Raw genomic sequence first — 19179 nt, forward strand, 5'->3', positions numbered from 1 at the left:
ATGGCCGAAGCCATCCACCGATCCTGTTCACGGTGGAAAAGCCTTCGGCGTTCTCCACCCTACGAAAAGCGCTGTGCCCTAGAGCGCGCCCATTACCCGCCCGGCGAAGCCGAACACCCGGCGCTCGCCGGCCAGCTCGACCAGCTCCACCTCGCGGCTCTGGCCCGGTTCGAAGCGCACCGCAGTGCCGGCCGGGATGTTCAGGCGCATGCCGCGCGAGGCGGCGCGATCGAAGGTGAGCGCGTCGTTGGTTTCGAAGAAGTGGTAGTGCGAACCGACCTGAATCGGCCGGTCGCCGCTGTTGGCCACGCAGAGGGTCAGGGTGCGGCGGCCGGCGTTGAGCTCGATATCGCCGTCCTGGATCTGGTATTCGCCGGGAATCATGGTTTCGAGGTCCTGTTCAGGGTCAGTTGCATCATGGTCAGGTCCAGCCAGCGGCCGAACTTGCAGCCGACCTGGCGCATCTGGCCGACATGGATGAAGCCCAGTTGCTGGTGCATATGCACCGAGGCGCGGTTCTCGCTTTCGATGAAGGCGACCATCACATGCTTCTCGAGCATGCGGGCGCGCTCGATCAGTGCCTTCATCAGGCTGCGGCCGATGCCGCTGCCGCGATGGTCGGGGCTGACGTAGACCGAGTTCTCCACGGTATGACGAAAGCCGTCGTGGGGGCGCCAGGGGCCGAAGGAGGCATAGCCGGCCACGCGGCCCAGCTCGTCGATTGCGACCAGCACGGGGTAGCCCTGCGCGTGACGCTCGGCCAGCCAGGCCTGGCGGTTGGCGAGGTCGACGCAGTGGTCGTTCCAGATCGCCGTGCTGTTCTGCACCGCGTCGTTGTAGATCTGCAGGATGCCTTCGAGGTCGGTGTCCAGGGCGTCGCGTATCTGCACGTTGGTTTCCTTCAAGAACGGTTCAAGGTCGTGGGCAGTAGACATTGACCGATATTTCAGGCGATTGGTTGATGCACCGTGACCAGCTTGGTGCCGTCCGGGAAGGTCGCCTCGACCTGGATTTCCGGAATCATCTCGGGCACGCCTTCCATCACCTGCTCGCGGCTGAGCAGGGTGGTGCCGTAGTGCATCAGCTCGGCGACCGTCTGGCCGTCGCGCGCGCCTTCGAGCAGCGCGGCGGAGATGTAGGCCATGGCCTCCGGGTAGTTGAGCTTCACACCGCGGGCCAGCCGGCGCTCGGCCACCAGGCCGGCGGTGAAGATCAGCAGCTTGTCCTTCTCTCTTGGTGACAGATCCATAACCGCTCCAGTCGTAGGGTGGATGTCGCTCTTCGTATCCACCGGCCGGTGGTCGAGACCACGCAGCGTTGTTCAGGGCGACGTGCACGCAGGCGCGCCGGCGTAGTGAGGGCAGCGGCGCAGCCGTGCCCATCGATCATTCAGGTACTCCAGATTCGCGGCGGTACCGCTTCGCGGCCCAGCAGTGCGGGACGCAACAGCCGCCACAGGTCGATCAGCCAGGCGCGGGCGTGCAGCGCCTCGTCGGCCAGACAGCGCGCCACGATGAGCCCCGGCAGTTGCGTCAGGTCACCGCGCACGCGGCTGGGCAGTTCACGGCAGCGCTCCAGCAGGTCCGCGTCGAGCTCGCCGCTGGCAATGAGGGTGGCGAACACCGAACGCCCGTCGAGGCCGATCAGTGAGTCGAGCAACGCATCGGCGCCGGCGATGCGCTGGCGCTCGTGCCAGATCAGTCGGTCGTCGCGACGGATACCCAGGCGCGCCTGGAAATGCCCGGCGTCGAAGCGCTCGCCTGCTGCCGGCCGGCCGAGGGCGACGATGTCCCAGTAGAACAGCCGGGCGTCGCCGTGCAGCTCGATGCGAGTGTTCAGCTCGGCCTGAGCCGCGGAATAGACGATGGTCTCCTGCGGCAGCCATTCCAGCGTGGCACCGGCCTCGACGCGCAGCTGCAGGTCCTGAAAGGCCGGGCTGGCGGCGCGATACCACTTGGCTGCACCAGGGCTGGTCAGCTGCGCCCAGGCGCCGGGGCCGAGCGTGACGCTGATGTCCAGCCGATCCCCGCCGGCGATGCCGCCCGGGGGGTGGACGATGATGTGCTGGCAGACTTCCGACCCTTCGGGATACAGATGCTTCTGCACCCGTAGCGGTCCGCTATGGCGGCGCAGCACCGGGCGCGTCGCGTCGCCGATGCGGGTATAGCCGAGCTCGAGCTCGGCCTGCCAGTGCGGGGTGAAGGGGTGAGTCAGAACGGTCATGCGCGGCTGCCGGTGGTAGTTGACTGGGCAGACAGCAATAGTCGTGCCTCCATCCATCGGTATGCGCAGCTTCGGGGCGTGCGAGGCCTCGTCGACGATGAGACCCGTGGGATATGCACCGTTACGGTGCGATCTGCTGCCGCCCGTTTCGCCACGCCCTTTCGTGGTGCGCTTGCTGCGCTCTTGCTCAGGGCTGACGGGATGCGCCGAGCCGGGCAAAGAAGCGTTGCTTGGTCCATTCCGAACAGGCCGCATAGAGCAGCGTGATCAGCAGAACCGCCCCGAGCACCGTGGCTGGCAGCGGCTGCAGGGCGAACCAGCCGCCCACCGGCGTGTAGGGCAGCAGCACGGTCAGCAGCGCGATGAGCAGTGAACTGACCAGCAGGAAGCGCCCCGGCCGGCTGCGGTAGAACGGCTTGTGCGTGCGCACCACGAAGATGATGGCGAGTTCGGTGATCAGCGATTCGACGAACCAGCCGCTGCGAAACAGCTCCGGTTGCTCGCCCACCAGGTACAGCAGCACGCCGAAGGTGAGCAGATCGAAGGCCGAGCTGATCAGGCCGAACAGGATCATGAAGCGACGCACCTCGCCGATGTCCCAGCGGTGCGGCGTGCGTGACCAGTCGGCATCGACGCGGTCACCGGCGATGCCGATGGCCGGGATGTCGGAGAGGAAGTTGTTGAGCAGGATCTGCTTGGCCAGCAGCGGCAGGAAGGGCAGGAAGAACGAGGCCACGGCCATGCTGATCATGTTGCCGAAGTTGGCGCTGGTGGTCAGGTAGATGTACTTCAGCGTGTTGGCGAAGGTACGTCGGCCTTCGTCGATGCCCTGACGGACCAGGCCCAGCTCGTGGCGCAGCAGGACGAAATCGGCCGCCTCCTTGGCCACGTCCACCGCGTTGTCCACCGAGATGCCGACGTCCGCGGCATGCAGTGCCGGCGCGTCGTTGATGCCGTCGCCGAGAAAGCCCACCACGTGGCCGGTCTTCTGCAGCGCGCGGATGATGCGCTCCTTCTGGTTGGGATCGACCTCGGCGAACAGGCTGACCCGCGGCGCCAGGTTGATCAGCGCCTCGTCGCGCATCTGCCCGATCTCGGCGCCAGTGATGACGCGCTCGACATCGATGCCGACGCTCTCGGCCACCTGCCGGGCGATCAGGCGGTTGTCGCCGCTGATGATCTTCACCGCCACGCCAAGCTCGCGCAGCGCCGCCAGTTCCTCGCGCACACCGGGCTCGGGTGGGTCGAAGAACAGCAGGAAGCCGGCGAAGACCAGCGCCTGCTCATCATCGACGGTGCAGCGCTCGCCTTCCATGGAGCGCCAGGCCAGGCCGAGCACCCGATAGCCGGCGGCGCTCCAGGCAGCGAAGCGGGCCGCCAGCGCCTCACGCCGCTCGGCGGTCAACGGCAGCACGGCATCGCCCTGTTGCACGAACGCCGACACCTGCAGCACGTTATCCAGCGCACCCTTGCAGATCAGCCGTGGTGTGGGCTCGCCGGCGTCGCGCAGCAGCACGCTCAGGCGCTTGCGGACGAAGTCGTAGGGAATTTCATCGAGCTTGTCGGCGCCAGTCATGGCCGGCGCCTTGTCGCGGGCGTAGTCGCCGATCGCCTCGTCCAGCGGGTTGCGCAGGCCGGTCTGCAGCGATGCGTTGAGCCAGGCCATGCGCAGCACCGTGGTGCTGGGCTGGCCGTCGGCGTCCAGCGCGCCGTCGAGGGCCACCACGCCGCGGGTGAGGGTGCCGGTCTTGTCGGTGCAGAGGGTGTCCATCGCGCCGAGATTCTCGATGGCGTTGAGATGGCGCACGATCACGCCGCGCCCCGCCATGCGTCGCGCGCCGGCCGAAAGGGTCGCGCTGAGGATCGCCGGCAACAGCTCCGGCGACAGCCCGACGGCCAGGGCGATGGCGAACATCAGGGTGTCCAGCGGCGGTCGGTCGAGAAACAGGTTGAGCCCGAGCACCGCCGTGACCATCACCAGCATCACCCGCAGCAGCAGACCGCCGAACTGGCGCAGGCCACGCTCGAACTCGGTTTCCGGCGGGCGCAACACCAGCGAGCGCTCGATATGGCCGAGCTCGGTATGCAGGCCGCAGCGCACGGCCAGCAGGCGCGCCGTGCCGCTGCGCAGCGAGGTGCCGCGGAACAGGCAGTTGTCGCGCTGCGCCAGGGCGGCGTCGCTGGCGACCCGGATCGCCTGCTTTTGCACCGGAAAGGTCTCGCCGGTCAGCAGGGCCTGGTTGACGAAGCAGTCGCGCGCCTCGACCAGCCGGCCATCGGCCGGAATCAGGCTGCCGGCCGAGAGCTCGACGATATCGCCGGGCACCACTTCATCCGCGGCCAGGCTCTGCAGGCGCCCGTCGCGCCAGACATCGGCGCGGCTGGCCACCTGTTCGCGCAGGCGCGCAATCGCGCGGTTGGAACGGACCTCGTGCAGGCTGCCGACCAGCGCGCTGGCGATGACGATGGCCAGCACGATCAGGGCATCCAGCCAGTCATGGGCGATCAGCGCCACCAGCGCGCCGATCAACAGGATCAGCACCAGCGGGCTGGACAGCTGGCGCAGCAGCGAGGCGCCGAACTGCCGCGCCAGGTTCGGCCGGTACGTACGCCTGACCGACGGCTGACGCGCGGCGGCAGCGTCGCTGGCGAGCCCGTTCGGGCCGCTCTTCAGGCTGGCGTAGAGCTCATCCAGCGGCTGGCTCCAGTAGTCCGGCGTGACCGTCTCGTGGTGGTCTGCGGCCCCGGCCCGCAAGGCGTCCCGGGAGAGCCAGAAGCCGGGCAGCATCGGCAGCCAGAAGCTCAATACGCGAAACAGCAGCGTTGCCGACAGGCCGGCCGCCAGCGGCACGCCGGCCCAGCTGAGGGTCGCCACCGCGGCGGCCTCGAACGCCCCCAGCCCACCCGGCACGATGCCGACACTGCGCAACACGCTGGCCAGCATGAAGCTGGCGAAGATGCCGGCGAAGGGCGCCGCGTGGCCGACCGCGTGAAGCAGCGCCCAGAGGGTCAGGGCGTCAAGCAGGATGATCAGCAGTGAATAGCCGCTGGCCCAGCTCAGCAGGCGCGGATTGCGAGTGAGCCGGGGCTCGGCCGCGAACACCATCGCCAGCAGGCGTTGCATCCAGCGCACGTGTTGCAGGCGCCTGGCCAGGGCGCCCTGCGGCAGCCCGGCGATCAGCGGCGCGGCGATCGCCATGAGGCCGCAGAACAGCATGAAGGCTGCGCTGGTGGCGATCACGGCGAGACTGCCATGGCCGCTGTCGATCGCGATGAAGAGGGCGGCGCCGAGCGCCAGCAGGTAGGCCACGAAATAGGCCGACACGCTGACGATGAAGCAGCTGGAAACCTGAGACGCAGCGATGCCGCGGCGTTGCAGCAGGGCGACCACTGCCACCGCTCCGCTGAATCCGGAGGAAGGCAGGGCCTGGTCGATGAACAGCTTGGTCAGGCTGAGTTTGGTGGCGTCCCACAACGGCAGCGACGTGCCCGCGGCCGTCAGTACCTGGCGATACAGTTGGCCCTGGACGACGTAAGTCAGCCCCTGCAGCGCGATGGCGACCAGCAGCCAGGCCGGCTCGGCCTGGCTGAGAACCAGGGCGAAGTGGCTGGCGTCGGCCAACTGCAGGACGCCGACCACCAGCGCGCCGAGCATGGCCGCGCCCAACAGCCAGGACAGCCAGATCAGCGGCCTGGCATGTTCGGTCGGGGCGGAAGAGTCGAACGCATCGTGCATGCCGTGCACCCCCTGCTGGAGCCAACGCTGTCAATCATCGGCCCGGCGGGAGAACCGGACATTGACACCGATCAGGCGCCCCCGTGGGGGCGCTGCAGCAAGGCTAGATCGCCACCAGGCGTTGCACACCCTCGGCGGCCATGTTTTCGCCACGGCCCTGCTGGATGATCTCGCCGCGGCTCATCACCAGGTACTGGTCGGCCAGTTCGGCGGCGAAGTCGTAGAACTGCTCCACCAGGAGGATCGCCATGTCGCCGCGGGCCGCGAGCTTCTTGATCACCGCGCCGATCTCCTTGATCACCGAGGGCTGGATGCCTTCGGTGGGTTCGTCGAGGATCAACAGGCGCGGCTTGCTCGCCAGCGCGCGGCCGATGGCGAGCTGCTGTTGCTGGCCGCCAGAGAGGTCGCCGCCGCGACGGTGCTTCATTTCCTGCAAAACCGGGAACAGCTCGTAGATGAACAGGGGTACTTCCTTGGCTTCCCTGGCGTTGAAGCGGGACAGGCCCATCAGCAGGTTTTCCTCGACGGTCAGGCGGCCGAAGATCTCGCGCCCCTGCGGCACGTAGGCGATGCCGGCGTGCACGCGCTGGTGCGGCTTGAAGCCGGTGATCGGCTTGCCCTCCCAGTTCACCGCGCCTTCCTTGGCCGGGATCAGGCCCATCAAGCACTTGAGCAGGGTGGTCTTGCCGACGCCGTTGCGTCCGAGCAGGCAGGTGACTTCGCCGACCTTCGCCTCGAACGAGAGGCCGCGCAGGATATGGCTGCCGCCGTAGTACTGGTGCAGTTGCTGGACTTGCAGCATGTCGATGTCCTTGTTTCTTTCGTGACGCGTGGAAAAGGCTGCGCCGTTTTCGGTGGGCGTAGGGTGGACGGCCGAAGCCTGCCACCTTTTTTGCTCAACGCCCCAGGTACACCTCGATCACCCGCTCGTCCTCCTGCACCTGTTGCAGCGAACCCTCGGCCAGCACCTGGCCCTGATGCAGCACGGTGACGTGGTCGGCGATGGTCTCGACGAAGCCCATGTCGTGCTCGACCACCATCAGCGAATGCTTGCGCGCCAAGGACTTGAACAGCTCGGCGGTGAACTCGGTCTCGGCGTCGGTCATGCCGGCCACCGGCTCGTCGAGCAGCAAGAGCTGCGGCGACTGCATCAGCAGCATGCCGATCTCGAGGAACTGCTTCTGCCCGTGGGACAGCAGCCCGGCCGGGCGATGACGCGACTGGCCGAGGCGAATGGTCTCCAGCACTTCGTCGATGCGGTCCTTCTGCTCGCCGGAAAGCCTGGCCCTGAGGCTCGCCCACACCGACTTGTCGGTCTTCTGCGCCAGCTCCAGGTTCTCGAACACTGAAAGCGCTTCGAACACCGTGGGCTTCTGGAATTTACGGCCGATGCCGGCCTGAGCGATGTCCACCTCGCTCATGCGGGTCAGGTCCAGGGTTTCGCCGAACCAGGCGCTGCCGCTGGTGGGGCGCGTCTTGCCGGTGATGACGTCCATCATGGTGGTCTTGCCGGCGCCGTTGGGGCCGATGATGCAGCGCAGCTCGCCGACGCCGATGTACAGGCTGAGATCCGTCAGCGCCTTGAAGCCGTCGAAGCTGACGTTGATGTCTTCCAGGCTGAGGATGGTGCCGTGGCGTACGTCCAGGCCCTTCTCGGCGACCCGGCCGAGGCCGATGGCATCGCGGGTCAGGCCGCCCCCGGTGGGGTCGAAGCCGTCGATGACGGCGCTGCAGGGTACGGTTTTCATTCTTCGCCCCTCCGCTTGATGAGGCCGATGACGCCCTTGGGCAGGTACAGGGTGACGACGATGAACAGCGCACCGAGGGCGAACAGCCAGTATTCGGGGAAGGCCACGGTGAACCAGCTCTTCATGCCGTTGACGAGGCCGGCGCCGAGCAGCGGGCCGATCAGCGTGCCGCGTCCGCCGAGGGCGACCCAGACGGCGGCCTCGATGGATTGCGTCGGCGCCATCTCGCTGGGGTTGATGATCCCCACCTGCGGCACGTAGAGCGCACCGGCCAGGCCGCAGAGCACCGCCGACAGCGTCCAGATGAACAGCTTGTAGCCGCGCGGGTCGTAGCCGCAGAACATCAGCCGGTTCTCGGCATCGCGCAGGGCGGTGAGCACCCGGCCGAACTTGCTGCGCGCCAGGCGAAAGCCCAGGTACAGGCTGCCGGCCAGGAGCGCCACGGTGGCGAGAAACAGCGTGGCGCGGGTCGCCGGCGCCGAGATCGAGAAACCGAGAATGGTCTTGAAATCGGTGAAGCCGTTGTTGCCGCCGAAGCCGGTCTCGTTGCGGAAGAACAGGAGCATGCCGGCGAAGGTCAGCGCCTGGGTCATGATCGAGAAGTACACGCCCTTGATCCGCGAGCGGAAGGCGAAGAAGCCGAAGACGAAGGCCAGCACGCCGGGCACCAGCACCACCAGGCACATGGCCCAGAGAAAGCTCGACGTGCCATACCAATACCAGGGCAGCTCGTTCCAGGCGAGGAAGCTCATGAATGCCGGCAGGCCGTCACCGGCGCTCTGGCGCATCAGGTACATGCCCATGGCGTAACCGCCGAGGGCGAAGAACAGGCCGTGGCCGAGGGACAAGAGCCCCGCGTAACCCCAGACCAGATCCAGCGCCAGGGCGACGATGGCGTAGCAGAGAATCTTGCCCACCAGGGTCAGGGTGTAGGCCGAAACGTGCAGGGCATGCTCGGCCGGAAGCAGGTGCAGCAGCGGCATGGCGACGAGGACGGCCAGCGCCAGGCCGAGGGCGATGATCGTGGCTTTCGGCCCGGCTTTCTGCGCGGCGGTGAGGGTAAGTGGCTGGTTCAATCGATGACCCTCCCCTTGAGAGCGAAGAGCCCCTGCGGACGCTTCTGGATGAAGAGGATGATCAGCGCGAGGATGAGGATCTTGCCCAGCACGGCGCCGATCTGCGGTTCGAGGATCTTGTTGGCGATGCCGAGGCCGAAGGCGGCGAAGATGCTGCCGGCCAGCTGACCGACACCGCCGAGCACCACCACCAGGAAGGAATCGATGATGTAGCTCTGGCCGAGGTCAGGGCCGACGTTGCCGATCTGGCTCAGGGCCACGCCGCCGAGCCCGGCGATGCCGGAACCCAGCCCGAAGGCCATCATGTCGATGCGCCCGGTGGGCACGCCGCAGCAGGCGGCCATGTTGCGGTTCTGCGTTACCGCGCGCACGTTCAGGCCCAGGCGCGTCTTGTTCAGCAAGAGCCAGGTCAGGAGCACCACGAACAGCGCGAAGCCGATGATCACCATGCGGTTGTACGGCAGCACCAGGTTCGGCAGCACCTGCAGGCCACCGGACAGCCAGGCCGGGTTGGCGACCTCGACATTCTGCGCGCCGAACAGCACCCGCACCAGCTGGATCAGGATCAGGCTGATGCCCCAGGTCGCCAACAGGGTTTCCAGTGGGCGGCCGTACAGATGGCGGATCACCGTGCGTTCCAGCGCCATGCCGATCGCGGCGGTGACGAAGAAGGCCACCGGCAACGCCACCAGCGGGTAGAAGGCGAGGGCTTCCGGGGCGAGCCGCGCCATCAGCACCTGCACCATGTAAGTGGTGTAGGCCCCGAGCATGAGCATCTCGCCGTGGGCCATGTTGATCACCCCGAGCAGGCCGAAGGTGATTGCCAGGCCGAGGGCGGCGAGCAGCAGGATCGAGCCCAGCGACAGACCGCTGAAGGCCTGGCCGAGCAGCTCGCCGATCAGGAGCTTGCGCTTGACCTGAGCCAGGCTGGTCTCGGCGGCCTTGCGCACGTTGGCGTCGGTTTCCGCCTCGTTGGCCAGCAGGTTCTCCAGGCGCACCCGGGCCATGGGCGCGCCGGTTTCGCCGAGCAGGCGCACCGCGGCGAGGCGTACTGCGGGGTCGCTTGCGGTCAGCTGCAGGTTGGCCAGCGCCAGGGTCAGCGCTTCGCTGACGGCGGCATCGTCCTCGGCGTCCAGGCGCTGCTGGAGCAGCTCGAGCTGTTCCGGTTGGCCGCTGCGCTGCAGGCGCTTGGCCGCGGCGAGGCGCTGGGCGGGGTCTTCGGCGAACAGCTGGTGGCTCGCCAGAGCGGTGTTGAGCAGGCCGCGCAGGCGGTTGTTCAGGCGCAGCTTCTTCGGCGTGCCGACCGGCTCGGCATCACCTTCGACGGCACGGTAGGCTCCGTTTTCCTCGATGAAGGGCGTCTTGTTCTGGTCGATGGCGACGCGATTGGCGCGCAGCGCTTCGATCAGTTCGAGGCGCTCAGGTGCGGGCGCGGCGGCCCAGCTTTCCAGCAGCCTGGCCTGTTTGGCCGGGCTGGCCTTGGCGTAGTCGGCCGCGTCTCCGGCCTGGGCCGCCCAGGGCAGGGCGAGCAGGAGCAGCAGCAATAATCGGTGCAGGGCAGTGTTCATCTGTGCATTCCCCAGGGGGCGCCGCGGGCTCTCTTGATGGAGGTGGCGGCGATGGGCGGGCGGATGAGAACGTCTCGACTACGCGTCCCGTTCCGCCCAACGAAACCCGAGTGATCGTGGGGTGGATCGGGGCGCGCTGTAGGCGCGTCACCCCATCCACCGCGACGACCGCAGCGGTTAGTTCGACTTCACCGCGTAATCCGGCTTCTTGTCGTTGCCCGGGATGTAGGGGCTCCACGGCTGGGCGCGGACCGGGCTTTCGGTTTCCCAGACCACCGAGAACTGGCCGTCCTCCTGGACCTCGCCGATCATCACCGGCTTGTGCAGGTGGTGGTTCTTCTCGTCCATGGTCAGGGTGTAGCCGCTCGGCGCCTCGAAGGTCTGCCCGGCGAGGGCATCGCGCACCTTGTCCACCTCGGTGCTGCCGGCTTTCTCGACCGCCTGCGCCCACATGTGGATGCCGACGTAGGTGGCTTCCATCGGGTCGTTGGTCACCGCCTTGTCGGCGCCCGGCAGGTTCTGGGCCTTGGCGTAAGCCTTCCACTTGCTGACGAAGGCTTCGTTGACCGGGTTTTCAACCGACTGGAAGTAGTTCCAGGCGGCCAGGTGACCGACCAGCGGCTTGGTGTCGATGCCGCGCAGCTCTTCTTCGCCGACCGAGAAGGCGACGACCGGAACGTCGGTGGCGTCCAGGCCCTGGTTGGCCAGCTCCTTGTAGAAGGGCACGTTGGAGTCGCCGTTGATGGTCGACACTACGGCGGTCTTGCCGCCGGCGGAGAACTTCTTGATGTTGGCGACGATGGTCTGGTAATCGCTGTGACCGAAGGGGGTGTAGACCTCTTCGATGCTGGATTCCGGCACGCCCTTGCTGATCAGGAAGGCGCGCAGGATCTTGTTGGTGGTGCGCGGGTAGACGTAGTCGGTACCGAGCAGGAAGAAGCGCTCGGCGCTGCCGCCGTCTTCGCTCATCAGGTACTCGACGGCCGGGATGGCCTGCTGGTTCGGTGCGGCGCCGGTGTAGAAGACGTTCGGCGACAGTTCCTCGCCTTCGTACTGCACCGGGTAGAACAAGAGGCCGTTGAGCTCTTCATAGACCGGCAGCACGGATTTGCGCGAAACCGAAGTCCAGCAACCAAAGGTCACCGCGACCTTGTCCTGGGTCAGCAGCTGACGGCCTTTCTCGGCGAACAGCGGCCAGTTGGACGCCGGATCGACCACTACCGGCTCGAGCTGCTTGCCGAGCACGCCGCCCTTGGCGTTGATCTCGTCGATGGTCATCAGCGCCATGTCCTTGAGCGAGGTCTCGGAGATGGCCATGGTGCCGGACAGCGAATGCAGGATGCCGACCTTGATGGTTTCGGCGGCCTGCAGGGTGAAAGGGAACAGGCCGCTGAGCATCAGGGCACTGGCGGCGAGGGTGGTCTTGATCAGAGGACGGCGTTTCATTTGGGGCTCCTTGGCTGTCCGTGCGCAACTGTGGGCTGGGTACATCGGAACGCCTGGAGCAATGGCAGCATCCGTGCCAAATGGCGCAAAGCCTTCTACGACGCCGCTTTGCGCCGATCCTGGGTTGATCCGGCAGCTTGCGTGGTGAGCCATGCTGGTGCATCGCAGGGCGCCTGGTGCACTGCCAGGGCCCGCTTTGCCCGATTTCGGTGCCGGCCCGCCACTTGCCCGTTGCAGGCCTGGCTTCTAGCATGGCCGGCCCGCTCCGAGACCCGTCGCCATGCCCCGTCCACCGCGTTCTCCATCCTCGCGATCGCCTGCCAGACCGCCTGCGCCGCGGCGCGTCGCCAAGGCGCCGCCGGCCGAGCCGCGGCTGTTGCTGCTGAACAAGCCGTTCGATGTACTGACGCAATTCAACGATGCCGATGGCCGCGCGACGCTGAAGGATTTCGTGCAGGTGCCGGGCGTCTACCCCGCCGGGCGCCTGGATCGCGACAGCGAGGGGCTGCTGCTCTTGACCAACGACGGTCGGTTGCAGGCGCGCATCGCCGACCCGAAGCACAAGCTGCCCAAGACCTACTGGGTGCAGGTGGAGGGCGAGGTGGACGAGACACAGCTGGAGCGGCTGCGTCAGGGCGTCGAGCTGAACGACGGCATGACCCTGCCGGCCGAAGCGCGGCAGCTCGATGAGCCCGAGCTATGGCCACGCAACCCGCCGGTACGCTTTCGCAAGAGCGTGCCGACCTGCTGGCTGGAACTGGTGATTCGCGAAGGACGCAATCGCCAGGTCAGGCGCATGACGGCGGCAGTCGGGTTGCCGACCCTGCGCCTGGTGCGGGTGCGCATCGGCCCTTGGACGCTGGATGGCCTGCAGCCGGGGGAGTGGCGGGAGGTGCCGGCGCAGCTGTAGCGCGCCGGCCGGTGCCTCAACTCAGTGCGGGATGCCCTGAGTCACTTCGATGACGTAACCGATGACCGGCTTGGCGAGAAAGGCGAACAGGCACAGGCCTAGGCCGAGGAAGAGAATGGCGGTGCCGAGGCGACCGGCCTTCGACTTCTTGGCCAGGTCCCAGATGATGAACGCCATGAAGGCCATCAGCCCGCCGACGAGCACGATCATCATCCACTTTTCGAAAACTTCGGGCTCCACAGGGATCTCCTGAGTGACTTCGACGAATGCGCCCGTGGCAGGCCGGGCGCGAAAGCGGCGCAGTATACGCCGCCAGCGAGTGGCGGGTGTGCCACCGCTGGTTGGACGGTCGAGCTCGGAAAGCGTTCGGGTCGCGCCGGCCGGGCGCCGGTGCGGCGAAATGTCTCACCGATATTCAGTAGGCCGCCTTGATCACGTCGATGCCCTTGTTCAACACCATGTGCCAGGCCTTCAGGTCCTGTTGCTGCAGCTCGCCATCGTGCTGGCGGATGGTCTTGAGCAGCGCATCGATCCATAGGTCATAGAGCTCCGGGCGGATGTCCAGCCGCGCCCGTGAATGGCTCTCGCCCAGTGCGCGGAGCTTGGTATCCGGCATGCCGCGGGCGAACAGCACCAGGTTGAGAATGCCGGCGCGTAGCAGCTGCTTTTGCGCGGTCATGTCGGTGCGGGCGAACTTCTCCCGTATCGCCGGCGAGCTGGCGAGGAAAGTCACGTAGAAATCGTCGAAGAAGCTGGGGCTCGCGCAGCAGCGGCCATAGCTTTGCATGACGCGGTTGGTGTCGTTCATGGGGCGTCCCTTGCACGAAGGATCTGGAACGGCGCCTGCATGGGGCGTCGCATTCGGCAGTCCGGCTCGCCTAGGCGGGCCGGAAAACAAGGGCGCGGATTATAGGCAGTAACCCTGCGAAAAGTAGGGTGCAAGCTGTGCGCTGCGTCTCAGCTGCGCAAATGCTCCAGCGGCAGCTCTGTGCTCGACGCTACCTGACGCAGGACGAAGCTGGAACGCACGCTGGAGACGCCTTCGATACGCGTCAGGGTGCCGAGCAGGAACTGCTGGTAGTGGTCCATGTCGGGCACGACTACCTTGAGCTGGTAGTCGGCATCCATGCCGGTGACCAGGCTGCATTCCAGCACCTCCGGGCAGCGTCCGATCACCCCCTCGAAATGCTCGAAGCGCTCCGGGGTGTGCCGGTCCATGCCGATCAGCACGTAGGCGGTCAGCGTCAGACCGAGCTTCTTGCGGTCGAGCAGGGCGACCTGGCGCGCGATATAGCCGTCGTCTTCCAGCTGCTTGACGCGGCGCGAGCAGGGCGAGGGCGACAGTCCGATGCGTTCGGCCAACTCCTGGTTCGAGATGCGGGCGTCGTGCTGCAATTCGGCGAGAATGCGCAGGTCGTAGCGGTCGAGTTTGCTCATGGAGGGAGACCTTTGGGATCGGATTGCGCGGGATGATGAGTCCAGGGCTGTCGATTGCGCAAGAGGTGCTGTGATCAGCAATGTTCGCAATCCGATGCCGGTCGGGGCGGCGTAAACTTTATCTCAACTTCAGCCCCCGGCAGAACGACCACGGCACGCGATCCCCGCCGCGGTCACCGAAAGTCTTACCGAGACCGACGGTCCGGGCCTCCGGCGCTCACGAGGCACCGTGCGAAGCAGCCGTTACCATCGGCCAGACGAATCGAAGAGACCACGCCCAGGCGTGGTCTTTTTCGTTGTGAGCGTTGTGGTGGTCGAACTGCTTACCGCCTCGGCGGCGCCACCTCAAGCGGGTCGGCATGCACCAGCACCTCCGCGTTCGGATAGCGGTCGTGAATCGTATTCTCCACCGCCACACACAGATCATGTGCCTGCGACAGTGGCAGTTCACCGGGCAGCTCCAGGTGCAACTGCACGAACCAGCGCGTGCCAGAAACACGTGTGCGGAAATCATGACAGCCATGCACGCCGGGCACTTCGCAGACCAGTTGCTGCATCTGTTCGCTGATTTCTGGCGACAGCTCGGTATCCATCAGCACGGCACCGGCCTCGCGGACGATGCTGATCGCGCTCCAGAAGATGTACAGCGCGATAGCGATGCCGAACAGCGCGTCCACTCGCTCCCAACCAAAGCTGGCCAGCACCAGCGCGAGCAGGATGCTGGTATTCAGCAGGAGATCGGAGCGGTAGTGCAGCGAATCGGCGCGGATGGCGGTGGAGCCGGTGAGCTTGACCACGTGGTGCTGGTAGGTCAGCAGCACGGCGGTCATCACCAGTGAGAAAATCATCACCGCGATGCCGACGCCCTGCGCGCCCAACGGTTGCGGGTGCAGCAGGCGGTCGACGCCTTGCACGCCGACGAGGATCGCGCTGACACAGATGAATGCCGCCTGGCCCAGCCCGGCCAGGGCCTCGGCCTTGCCATGGCCGTAGCGGTGGTCGTCGTCCGCCGGGCGCAGCGAGTAGTGCACCGCCAGCAGGTTGAGCAGCGAGGCGGCGCCGTCCAGCAGCGAGTCGGTGAGGCCGGCCAGCAGGCTCACCGAGCCGCTCAGCCACCAGGCCACCGCCTTGCTCAGCGCCAGCAGGATGGCCGTCGCCAATGCCGCAGCGGTGGCCCGACGCATGAGCCGGGCGTGGTCACGATTGATGCTCATCGGCGGCGGCTATCCCTGTGCGCGTCAGGCGGCCGGGCGCAGGCCGAAAGCGGCCAGCTGCTCGGTGCTGCCGTTGTGCTGGATCAGTCGTGGGTCGTCCAGCGGCAGACTGCGGCCGGTTTCCGCCTCGATGATGGCTTTCAGACGGGCCTGATCGATCACGCCGTCGGCACCAATGGCTTCCTGCAGTTTCTCCGGCGCAACGGAGTACTGGTCGTCGGGCAGGTAGATCGCGCCAGTGGCGAAGTCGATACCGAAGGCGATCAGGCCGGGAATGACATAGAACAGCAGGCCGACGGCGTTGAGCACGGCGATGGCCGGGTCGATGCGGCCTTCGATCTGCCCGCGGCGATCGGGATAGAACAGCGTGCCGCAGGCGGTCAGTTGGGTGAACAGGGAAGCGGCCAACACGCCGCCGATGATTCGGTTACGGGTACGCATAAAGACCTCCGGGAAAAGTGGCGCAACTATACAAGGGCTGCGTGATGTTTTCCCGATATCAGACCGTTTCTTAAGGCTCAGCGTTCGCGCGCGGTGCGACGCGTGCAGATGCGGCGAAACCACCCTGGTCTGGAGCCGCGGGGCTGGCTTGGGCATCTTAACGGTGGGCGACCAATCCGTTTGGTCCGAAATTCGTAAAGGCTTCGATGCTTTTACCAAGAGCTTACGTTTGGTTGACGATTTCCTCGTCTCGTCGCGCGGATAATCAGCGCCGTAGCAACCTCGTCTTCATCTGGAGGCACACCATGCCCTGGTTCATTTCGCATACAAGCTTCGCCGCGCTACTTGCAGCTTTCCTCAGTGCACCAGCATTCGCCGCGCCAGGCCCGAAAGTGCGGCACGATCCACCCAAAGTCCGTTATTTTCATCCGGGCCCGCGTCACGGCCACGGTCTGCCGGCCGGCGCGCGGGAAATCTGGATCGGCAGCATGCTCTACTTCATCGCCGCCGGAACCTATTACCTGTGGAATGCCGAGCGCAATGTCTACGAGCCGGTCAGTCAGCCGCCGCTGCTGGCCAGCGAGGCCACGCGATATGATGTCATCGCCTATCCGGCCAAGGGCCAGAGTGCCGAGCAGCAGAGCCGCGACCGCTACGAGTGCCATAGCTGGGCGGTCAGCCAGAGCGGTTTCGACCCGGCCAGCGCCCGGACGGCTCCGGCGGCCAGCGTTGCCGATACCTACAAGCGCGCCCTCGGTGCCTGCCTGACCGGACGCGGCTACAGCGTCAACTGATGCGCCCAGCTTCGGGCGGGCGCTTCGGTTGTTGAATCGTCTGCCCGAAGCGAGTGCTCATGAATTCCCTACCGATCGACGAAGTTCTGCCGGCGTTGCGCCAGGCTCTGCAGCAGTGCGACGAAGCCGTGCTCGAGGCGCCGCCCGGCGCCGGCAAGACCACCCGCGTGCCGCTGGCGCTGCTAGGCGAAACTTGGTTGGCCGGGCAGACCATCATCATGCTCGAACCCCGCCGGCTGGCCGCCCGCGCCGCTGCCGAGCGCCTGGCCAGCGAGCTCGGCGAGCGGGTCGGCGAGACGGTGGGCTATCGCATCCGCCTGGACAGCAAGGTCGGGCCGAACACCCGCATCGAGGTGGTCACCGAGGGCATCCTTGCGCGCCGCCTGCAGGACGATCCGGCACTGGAAGGCGTCGGGCTGGTGATCTTCGACGAATTCCACGAGCGCAGCCTGGATGCCGATCTGGCCCTGGCGCTGACGCTCAATGCGCGTCAGCTGCTGCGCGACGAGCCGCTGAAGCTGCTGCTGATGTCGGCGACGCTGGAGGGCCAGCGCCTGTCGGCGTTGCTCGACAATGCCCCGGTGGTGCGCAGCGAGGGCCGCATGCATCCAGTCGCGCAGCGCTGGGGACGCGTCGTCCCTGCGAATGAACGTATCGAGCCGCGCGTGGTGCAGACGGTGCTGCAGGCACTGAACGAAGAGCCGGGCAGCGTGCTGGTGTTTCTGCCCGGGCAGGCCGAGATCCGCCGGGTGAACGAGGCGCTGGCCGAACAGCTGGAGGGGCGCGGCGACATTCTGCTCTGCCCGCTGCACGGCGAGCTGGAGCTGGCCCAGCAGCGCGCGGCGATCGAGCCGGCACCGGCGGGCCTGCGCAAGGTGGTACTGGCGACCAATATCGCCGAGACCAGCCTGACCATCGAAGGCGTGCGCGTGGTGGTGGATGCCGGGCTGGCGCGGGTGCCGCGCTTCGACCCCGGCAGTGGCATGACCCGTCTGGAAACCCGTCGCATCTCGCGCGCCTCGGCCACGCAACGGGCGGGGCGGGCCGGGCGGCTGGAGCCGGGTGTCTGCTATCGGCTGTGGTCCGAGGATCAGCATGTGCAGCTAGCTGCCTATGGCGAGGCGGAAATCCTCCAGGCTGACCTTGCTGGTGTCGCGCTGCAACTGGCGCGCTGGGGTGTCGAGCCGGACGAGCTAGCCTGGCTTGATCGCCCGCCGGCGGCGGCTTACGCCCAGGCTCAGGCACTGCTCGAGCGCCTTGGCGCATTGCAGCGCAACGAACATCGCGGCTGGCAGCTGACCCGCCACGGCCAGGCCATGGCCGAGTTGCCGGCGCACCCGCGGCTGGCGCATATGCTGCTGCGCGGGCAGGCGTTGGGCGTGGCTGCGTTGGCTGCCGACGTGGCGGCGCTGCTGGTCGAGCGCGACATTCAACCCGGCGGGCAGCGCGGCGGCGGAGCCGATCTCGCCCTGCGCCTGCATCAGTTGCAGGATGGTCGTGGTGCTGGGGTACAGCGCGTCCGGCAGATGGCCCGGCAGTTTCGCAGCTTGCTGCGCGGTGGCGCGGCGGCGCCGGCTGCTCAACTCGATGAGCAACACGCCCTGGCCGCACTGCTGGCCTTCGCCTATCCGGACCGGGTGGCCCGACAGCGCCGCGAGGGCGGCGGTGGCTATCGGCTGGCCAACGGCCGCGCGGCGCAGTTCGGCGAGCCGGATGCGCTGATGAAGGAGTCCTGGTTGGTGATCGCCGAACTGGGCAGTCATCAGGGCCAGCGCGAGGAGCGCATCTATCGCGCCGTGGCATTGGACCCGGCGCTGTTCGAGGGGGCGTTGGCCGAGCAGGTCGTCGTGCGTGACGAGCTGGAATGGGACGAGCGCGAGGGCGTGCTGCGCGCCGAGCGACAGCGGCGGGTCGGCGAGCTGGTGCTCAGCCGCGAACCGCTGCCGACGCTGGATGAAGCGGAACGCGGCAAGGCGCTGCTCGCGCTGGTGCGGCGCAAGGGGCTGGAGCTGCTGGCCTGGACGCCGGAGCTGCGCCAGTGGCAGGCGCGTATCGGCTTGCTGCGCCAGCTCGATCTGGCTGCGGGTGGCACCAGCGACTGGCCGGATGTCAGCGACGCCGCGCTGCTGGCACGCCTGGAGGACTGGCTGCTGCCTTACCTGGGCAAGGTCACGCGGCTGGCGCACTTCGCCCAGCTGGATCTCGCCGCGATGCTCGCCACCCTGCTGCCCTGGCCGCTGCCGCAGCGCCTGGAGGAGCAGGCACCGGTGGCCATCACGGTGCCCTCCGGCTCGCGTATTCGGTTGGACTACAGCGAGCAGCCGCCGGTGCTGGCGGTGCGCCTGCAGGAACTGTTCGGCCTGGCCGACACGCCGCGTATCGCCGGCGGCCGGCAGGTCGTCAAGCTGCACCTGCTGTCACCGGCGCGCCGGCCGGTACAGGTCACCCAGGACCTGGCGAGCTTCTGGGCCAATACCTATGCCGAGGTGAAGAAGGATCTGAAGGGGCGCTATCCCAAGCACTACTGGCCGGACGACCCGCTGGTCGCCGAGCCCACCGCCCGGGCCAAGCCACGCGGGCAGTGAG

Annotated in this window: 18 protein-coding genes; 3 read left to right on the plus strand and 15 right to left on the minus strand. The window is 67.0% G+C overall.

The annotated features are described in order from the left end of the window. Positions 1–78: 78 nt before the first annotated feature. The 10 genes from ACX1DW_RS20040 to urtA form a co-directional block, all read right to left on the minus strand. Positions 79–384 (minus strand): urease subunit beta, encoded by a 306-nt coding sequence (locus ACX1DW_RS20040; protein WP_011914741.1) that lies wholly within the window; start codon positions 382–384, stop codon positions 79–81. Then, positions 381–935, minus strand: a complete 555-nt coding sequence (locus tag ACX1DW_RS20045; RefSeq protein ID WP_080977926.1) for a GNAT family N-acetyltransferase — start codon at positions 933–935, stop codon at positions 381–383. The genes ACX1DW_RS20040 and ACX1DW_RS20045 overlap by 4 nt, the downstream gene beginning before the upstream one ends. Positions 936–946: 11 nt before the next feature. Beyond that, positions 947–1249, minus strand: a complete 303-nt coding sequence (ureA, locus tag ACX1DW_RS20050) for an urease subunit gamma (protein WP_003283033.1) — start codon at positions 1247–1249, stop codon at positions 947–949. Positions 1250–1389: 140 nt separating this feature from the next. Further along, complete coding sequence (locus tag ACX1DW_RS20055) at positions 1390–2223, minus strand: urease accessory protein UreD (RefSeq protein ID WP_458992245.1); 834 nt, start codon at positions 2221–2223, stop codon at positions 1390–1392. A 187-nt stretch (positions 2224–2410) separates the two neighbouring features. Beyond that, the gene (gene mgtA, locus ACX1DW_RS20060) at positions 2411–5959 is read right to left on the minus strand and encodes a magnesium-translocating P-type ATPase (protein ID WP_458992246.1); all 3549 of its coding nucleotides are present in this window, start codon (positions 5957–5959) and stop codon (positions 2411–2413) included. Positions 5960–6062: 103 nt separating this feature from the next. After that, positions 6063–6761 carry an urea ABC transporter ATP-binding subunit UrtE gene (urtE, locus tag ACX1DW_RS20065; RefSeq protein WP_458992247.1) on the minus strand — a complete coding sequence of 233 codons (699 nt, stop codon included), beginning with the start codon at positions 6759–6761 and terminating at the stop codon, positions 6063–6065. A 94-nt stretch (positions 6762–6855) separates the two neighbouring features. Then, positions 6856–7707, minus strand: coding sequence for an urea ABC transporter ATP-binding protein UrtD (gene urtD / locus ACX1DW_RS20070; protein ID WP_458992248.1), 852 nt, complete (start codon positions 7705–7707; stop codon positions 6856–6858). Next, positions 7704–8783, minus strand: coding sequence for an urea ABC transporter permease subunit UrtC (gene urtC, locus ACX1DW_RS20075; RefSeq protein ID WP_458992249.1), 1080 nt, complete (start codon positions 8781–8783; stop codon positions 7704–7706). Before urtC ends, urtD begins: the two co-directional genes overlap by 4 nt. Then, a complete protein-coding gene (gene urtB, locus ACX1DW_RS20080) occupies positions 8780–10351 on the minus strand; it encodes an urea ABC transporter permease subunit UrtB (RefSeq protein WP_458992250.1) in 1572 nt (523 codons plus the stop codon). Before urtB ends, urtC begins: the two co-directional genes overlap by 4 nt. 177 nt (positions 10352–10528) lie before the next feature. Further along, positions 10529–11797: an urea ABC transporter substrate-binding protein gene (urtA, locus tag ACX1DW_RS20085; RefSeq protein ID WP_041108008.1), complete on the minus strand. Its 1269-nt coding sequence runs from the start codon at positions 11795–11797 to the stop codon at positions 10529–10531. 280 nt (positions 11798–12077) lie between these two features. Here urtA and ACX1DW_RS20090 point away from each other — a divergent pair, with 280 nt between their 5' ends. Further along, a complete protein-coding gene (locus ACX1DW_RS20090) occupies positions 12078–12707 on the plus strand; it encodes a pseudouridine synthase (RefSeq protein ID WP_458992251.1) in 630 nt (209 codons plus the stop codon). A 21-nt stretch (positions 12708–12728) separates the two neighbouring features. Here ACX1DW_RS20090 and ACX1DW_RS20095 read toward each other — a convergent pair whose 3' ends face one another. The 5 genes from ACX1DW_RS20095 to ACX1DW_RS20115 all read right to left on the minus strand — a co-directional run bounded on the left by ACX1DW_RS20095 (position 12729) and on the right by ACX1DW_RS20115 (position 15799). Continuing rightward, positions 12729–12947 carry a DUF2788 domain-containing protein gene (locus ACX1DW_RS20095; RefSeq protein ID WP_003298283.1) on the minus strand — a complete coding sequence of 73 codons (219 nt, stop codon included), beginning with the start codon at positions 12945–12947 and terminating at the stop codon, positions 12729–12731. A 175-nt stretch (positions 12948–13122) separates the two neighbouring features. Next, positions 13123–13515, minus strand: coding sequence for a globin (locus ACX1DW_RS20100; protein ID WP_063540890.1), 393 nt, complete (start codon positions 13513–13515; stop codon positions 13123–13125). 149 nt (positions 13516–13664) lie between these two features. After that, positions 13665–14144 carry an Lrp/AsnC family transcriptional regulator gene (locus tag ACX1DW_RS20105; RefSeq protein WP_017246503.1) on the minus strand — a complete coding sequence of 160 codons (480 nt, stop codon included), beginning with the start codon at positions 14142–14144 and terminating at the stop codon, positions 13665–13667. 323 nt (positions 14145–14467) lie between these two features. After that, a complete protein-coding gene (locus ACX1DW_RS20110; protein WP_458992252.1) occupies positions 14468–15358 on the minus strand; it encodes a cation diffusion facilitator family transporter in 891 nt (296 codons plus the stop codon). Positions 15359–15382: 24 nt separating this feature from the next. Further along, a complete protein-coding gene (locus tag ACX1DW_RS20115) occupies positions 15383–15799 on the minus strand; it encodes a polyribonucleotide nucleotidyltransferase (RefSeq protein ID WP_458992253.1) in 417 nt (138 codons plus the stop codon). Positions 15800–16104: 305 nt separating this feature from the next. On the opposite strand from ACX1DW_RS20115, the gene ACX1DW_RS20120 reads away from it, so the two are divergent. Further along, positions 16105–16593, plus strand: a complete 489-nt coding sequence (locus ACX1DW_RS20120; RefSeq protein WP_458992254.1) for a hypothetical protein — start codon at positions 16105–16107, stop codon at positions 16591–16593. Between the two features lie 59 nt (positions 16594–16652). Further along, positions 16653–19178: an ATP-dependent helicase HrpB gene (gene hrpB / locus ACX1DW_RS20125; RefSeq protein WP_458992255.1), complete on the plus strand. Its 2526-nt coding sequence runs from the start codon at positions 16653–16655 to the stop codon at positions 19176–19178. Position 19179: the final 1 nt, after the last annotated feature.

The organism is Stutzerimonas sp. KH-1 (assembly GCF_054483855.1).

Coding starts and splice junctions, on each gene's coding strand:
- ACX1DW_RS20045 (WP_080977926.1), bottom strand. CDS start 935: ATGTCTACTGCCCACGACCTTGAACCGTTCTTGAAGGAAACCAACGTG.
- ACX1DW_RS20120 (WP_458992254.1), top strand. CDS start 16,105: ATGCCCTGGTTCATTTCGCATACAAGCTTCGCCGCGCTACTTGCAGCT.
- ACX1DW_RS20040 (WP_011914741.1), bottom strand. CDS start 384: ATGATTCCCGGCGAATACCAGATCCAGGACGGCGATATCGAGCTCAAC.
- ureA (WP_003283033.1), bottom strand. CDS start 1,249: ATGGATCTGTCACCAAGAGAGAAGGACAAGCTGCTGATCTTCACCGCC.
- ACX1DW_RS20105 (WP_017246503.1), bottom strand. CDS start 14,144: ATGAGCAAACTCGACCGCTACGACCTGCGCATTCTCGCCGAATTGCAG.
- ACX1DW_RS20115 (WP_458992253.1), bottom strand. CDS start 15,799: ATGCGTACCCGTAACCGAATCATCGGCGGCGTGTTGGCCGCTTCCCTG.
- urtA (WP_041108008.1), bottom strand. CDS start 11,797: ATGAAACGCCGTCCTCTGATCAAGACCACCCTCGCCGCCAGTGCCCTG.
- ACX1DW_RS20090 (WP_458992251.1), top strand. CDS start 12,078: ATGCCCCGTCCACCGCGTTCTCCATCCTCGCGATCGCCTGCCAGACCG.
- ACX1DW_RS20100 (WP_063540890.1), bottom strand. CDS start 13,515: ATGAACGACACCAACCGCGTCATGCAAAGCTATGGCCGCTGCTGCGCG.
- mgtA (WP_458992246.1), bottom strand. CDS start 5,959: ATGCACGATGCGTTCGACTCTTCCGCCCCGACCGAACATGCCAGGCCG.
- ACX1DW_RS20055 (WP_458992245.1), bottom strand. CDS start 2,223: ATGACCGTTCTGACTCACCCCTTCACCCCGCACTGGCAGGCCGAGCTC.
- hrpB (WP_458992255.1), top strand. CDS start 16,653: ATGAATTCCCTACCGATCGACGAAGTTCTGCCGGCGTTGCGCCAGGCT.
- urtE (WP_458992247.1), bottom strand. CDS start 6,761: ATGCTGCAAGTCCAGCAACTGCACCAGTACTACGGCGGCAGCCATATC.
- ACX1DW_RS20110 (WP_458992252.1), bottom strand. CDS start 15,358: ATGAGCATCAATCGTGACCACGCCCGGCTCATGCGTCGGGCCACCGCT.
- urtB (WP_458992250.1), bottom strand. CDS start 10,351: ATGAACACTGCCCTGCACCGATTATTGCTGCTGCTCCTGCTCGCCCTG.
- urtD (WP_458992248.1), bottom strand. CDS start 7,707: ATGAAAACCGTACCCTGCAGCGCCGTCATCGACGGCTTCGACCCCACC.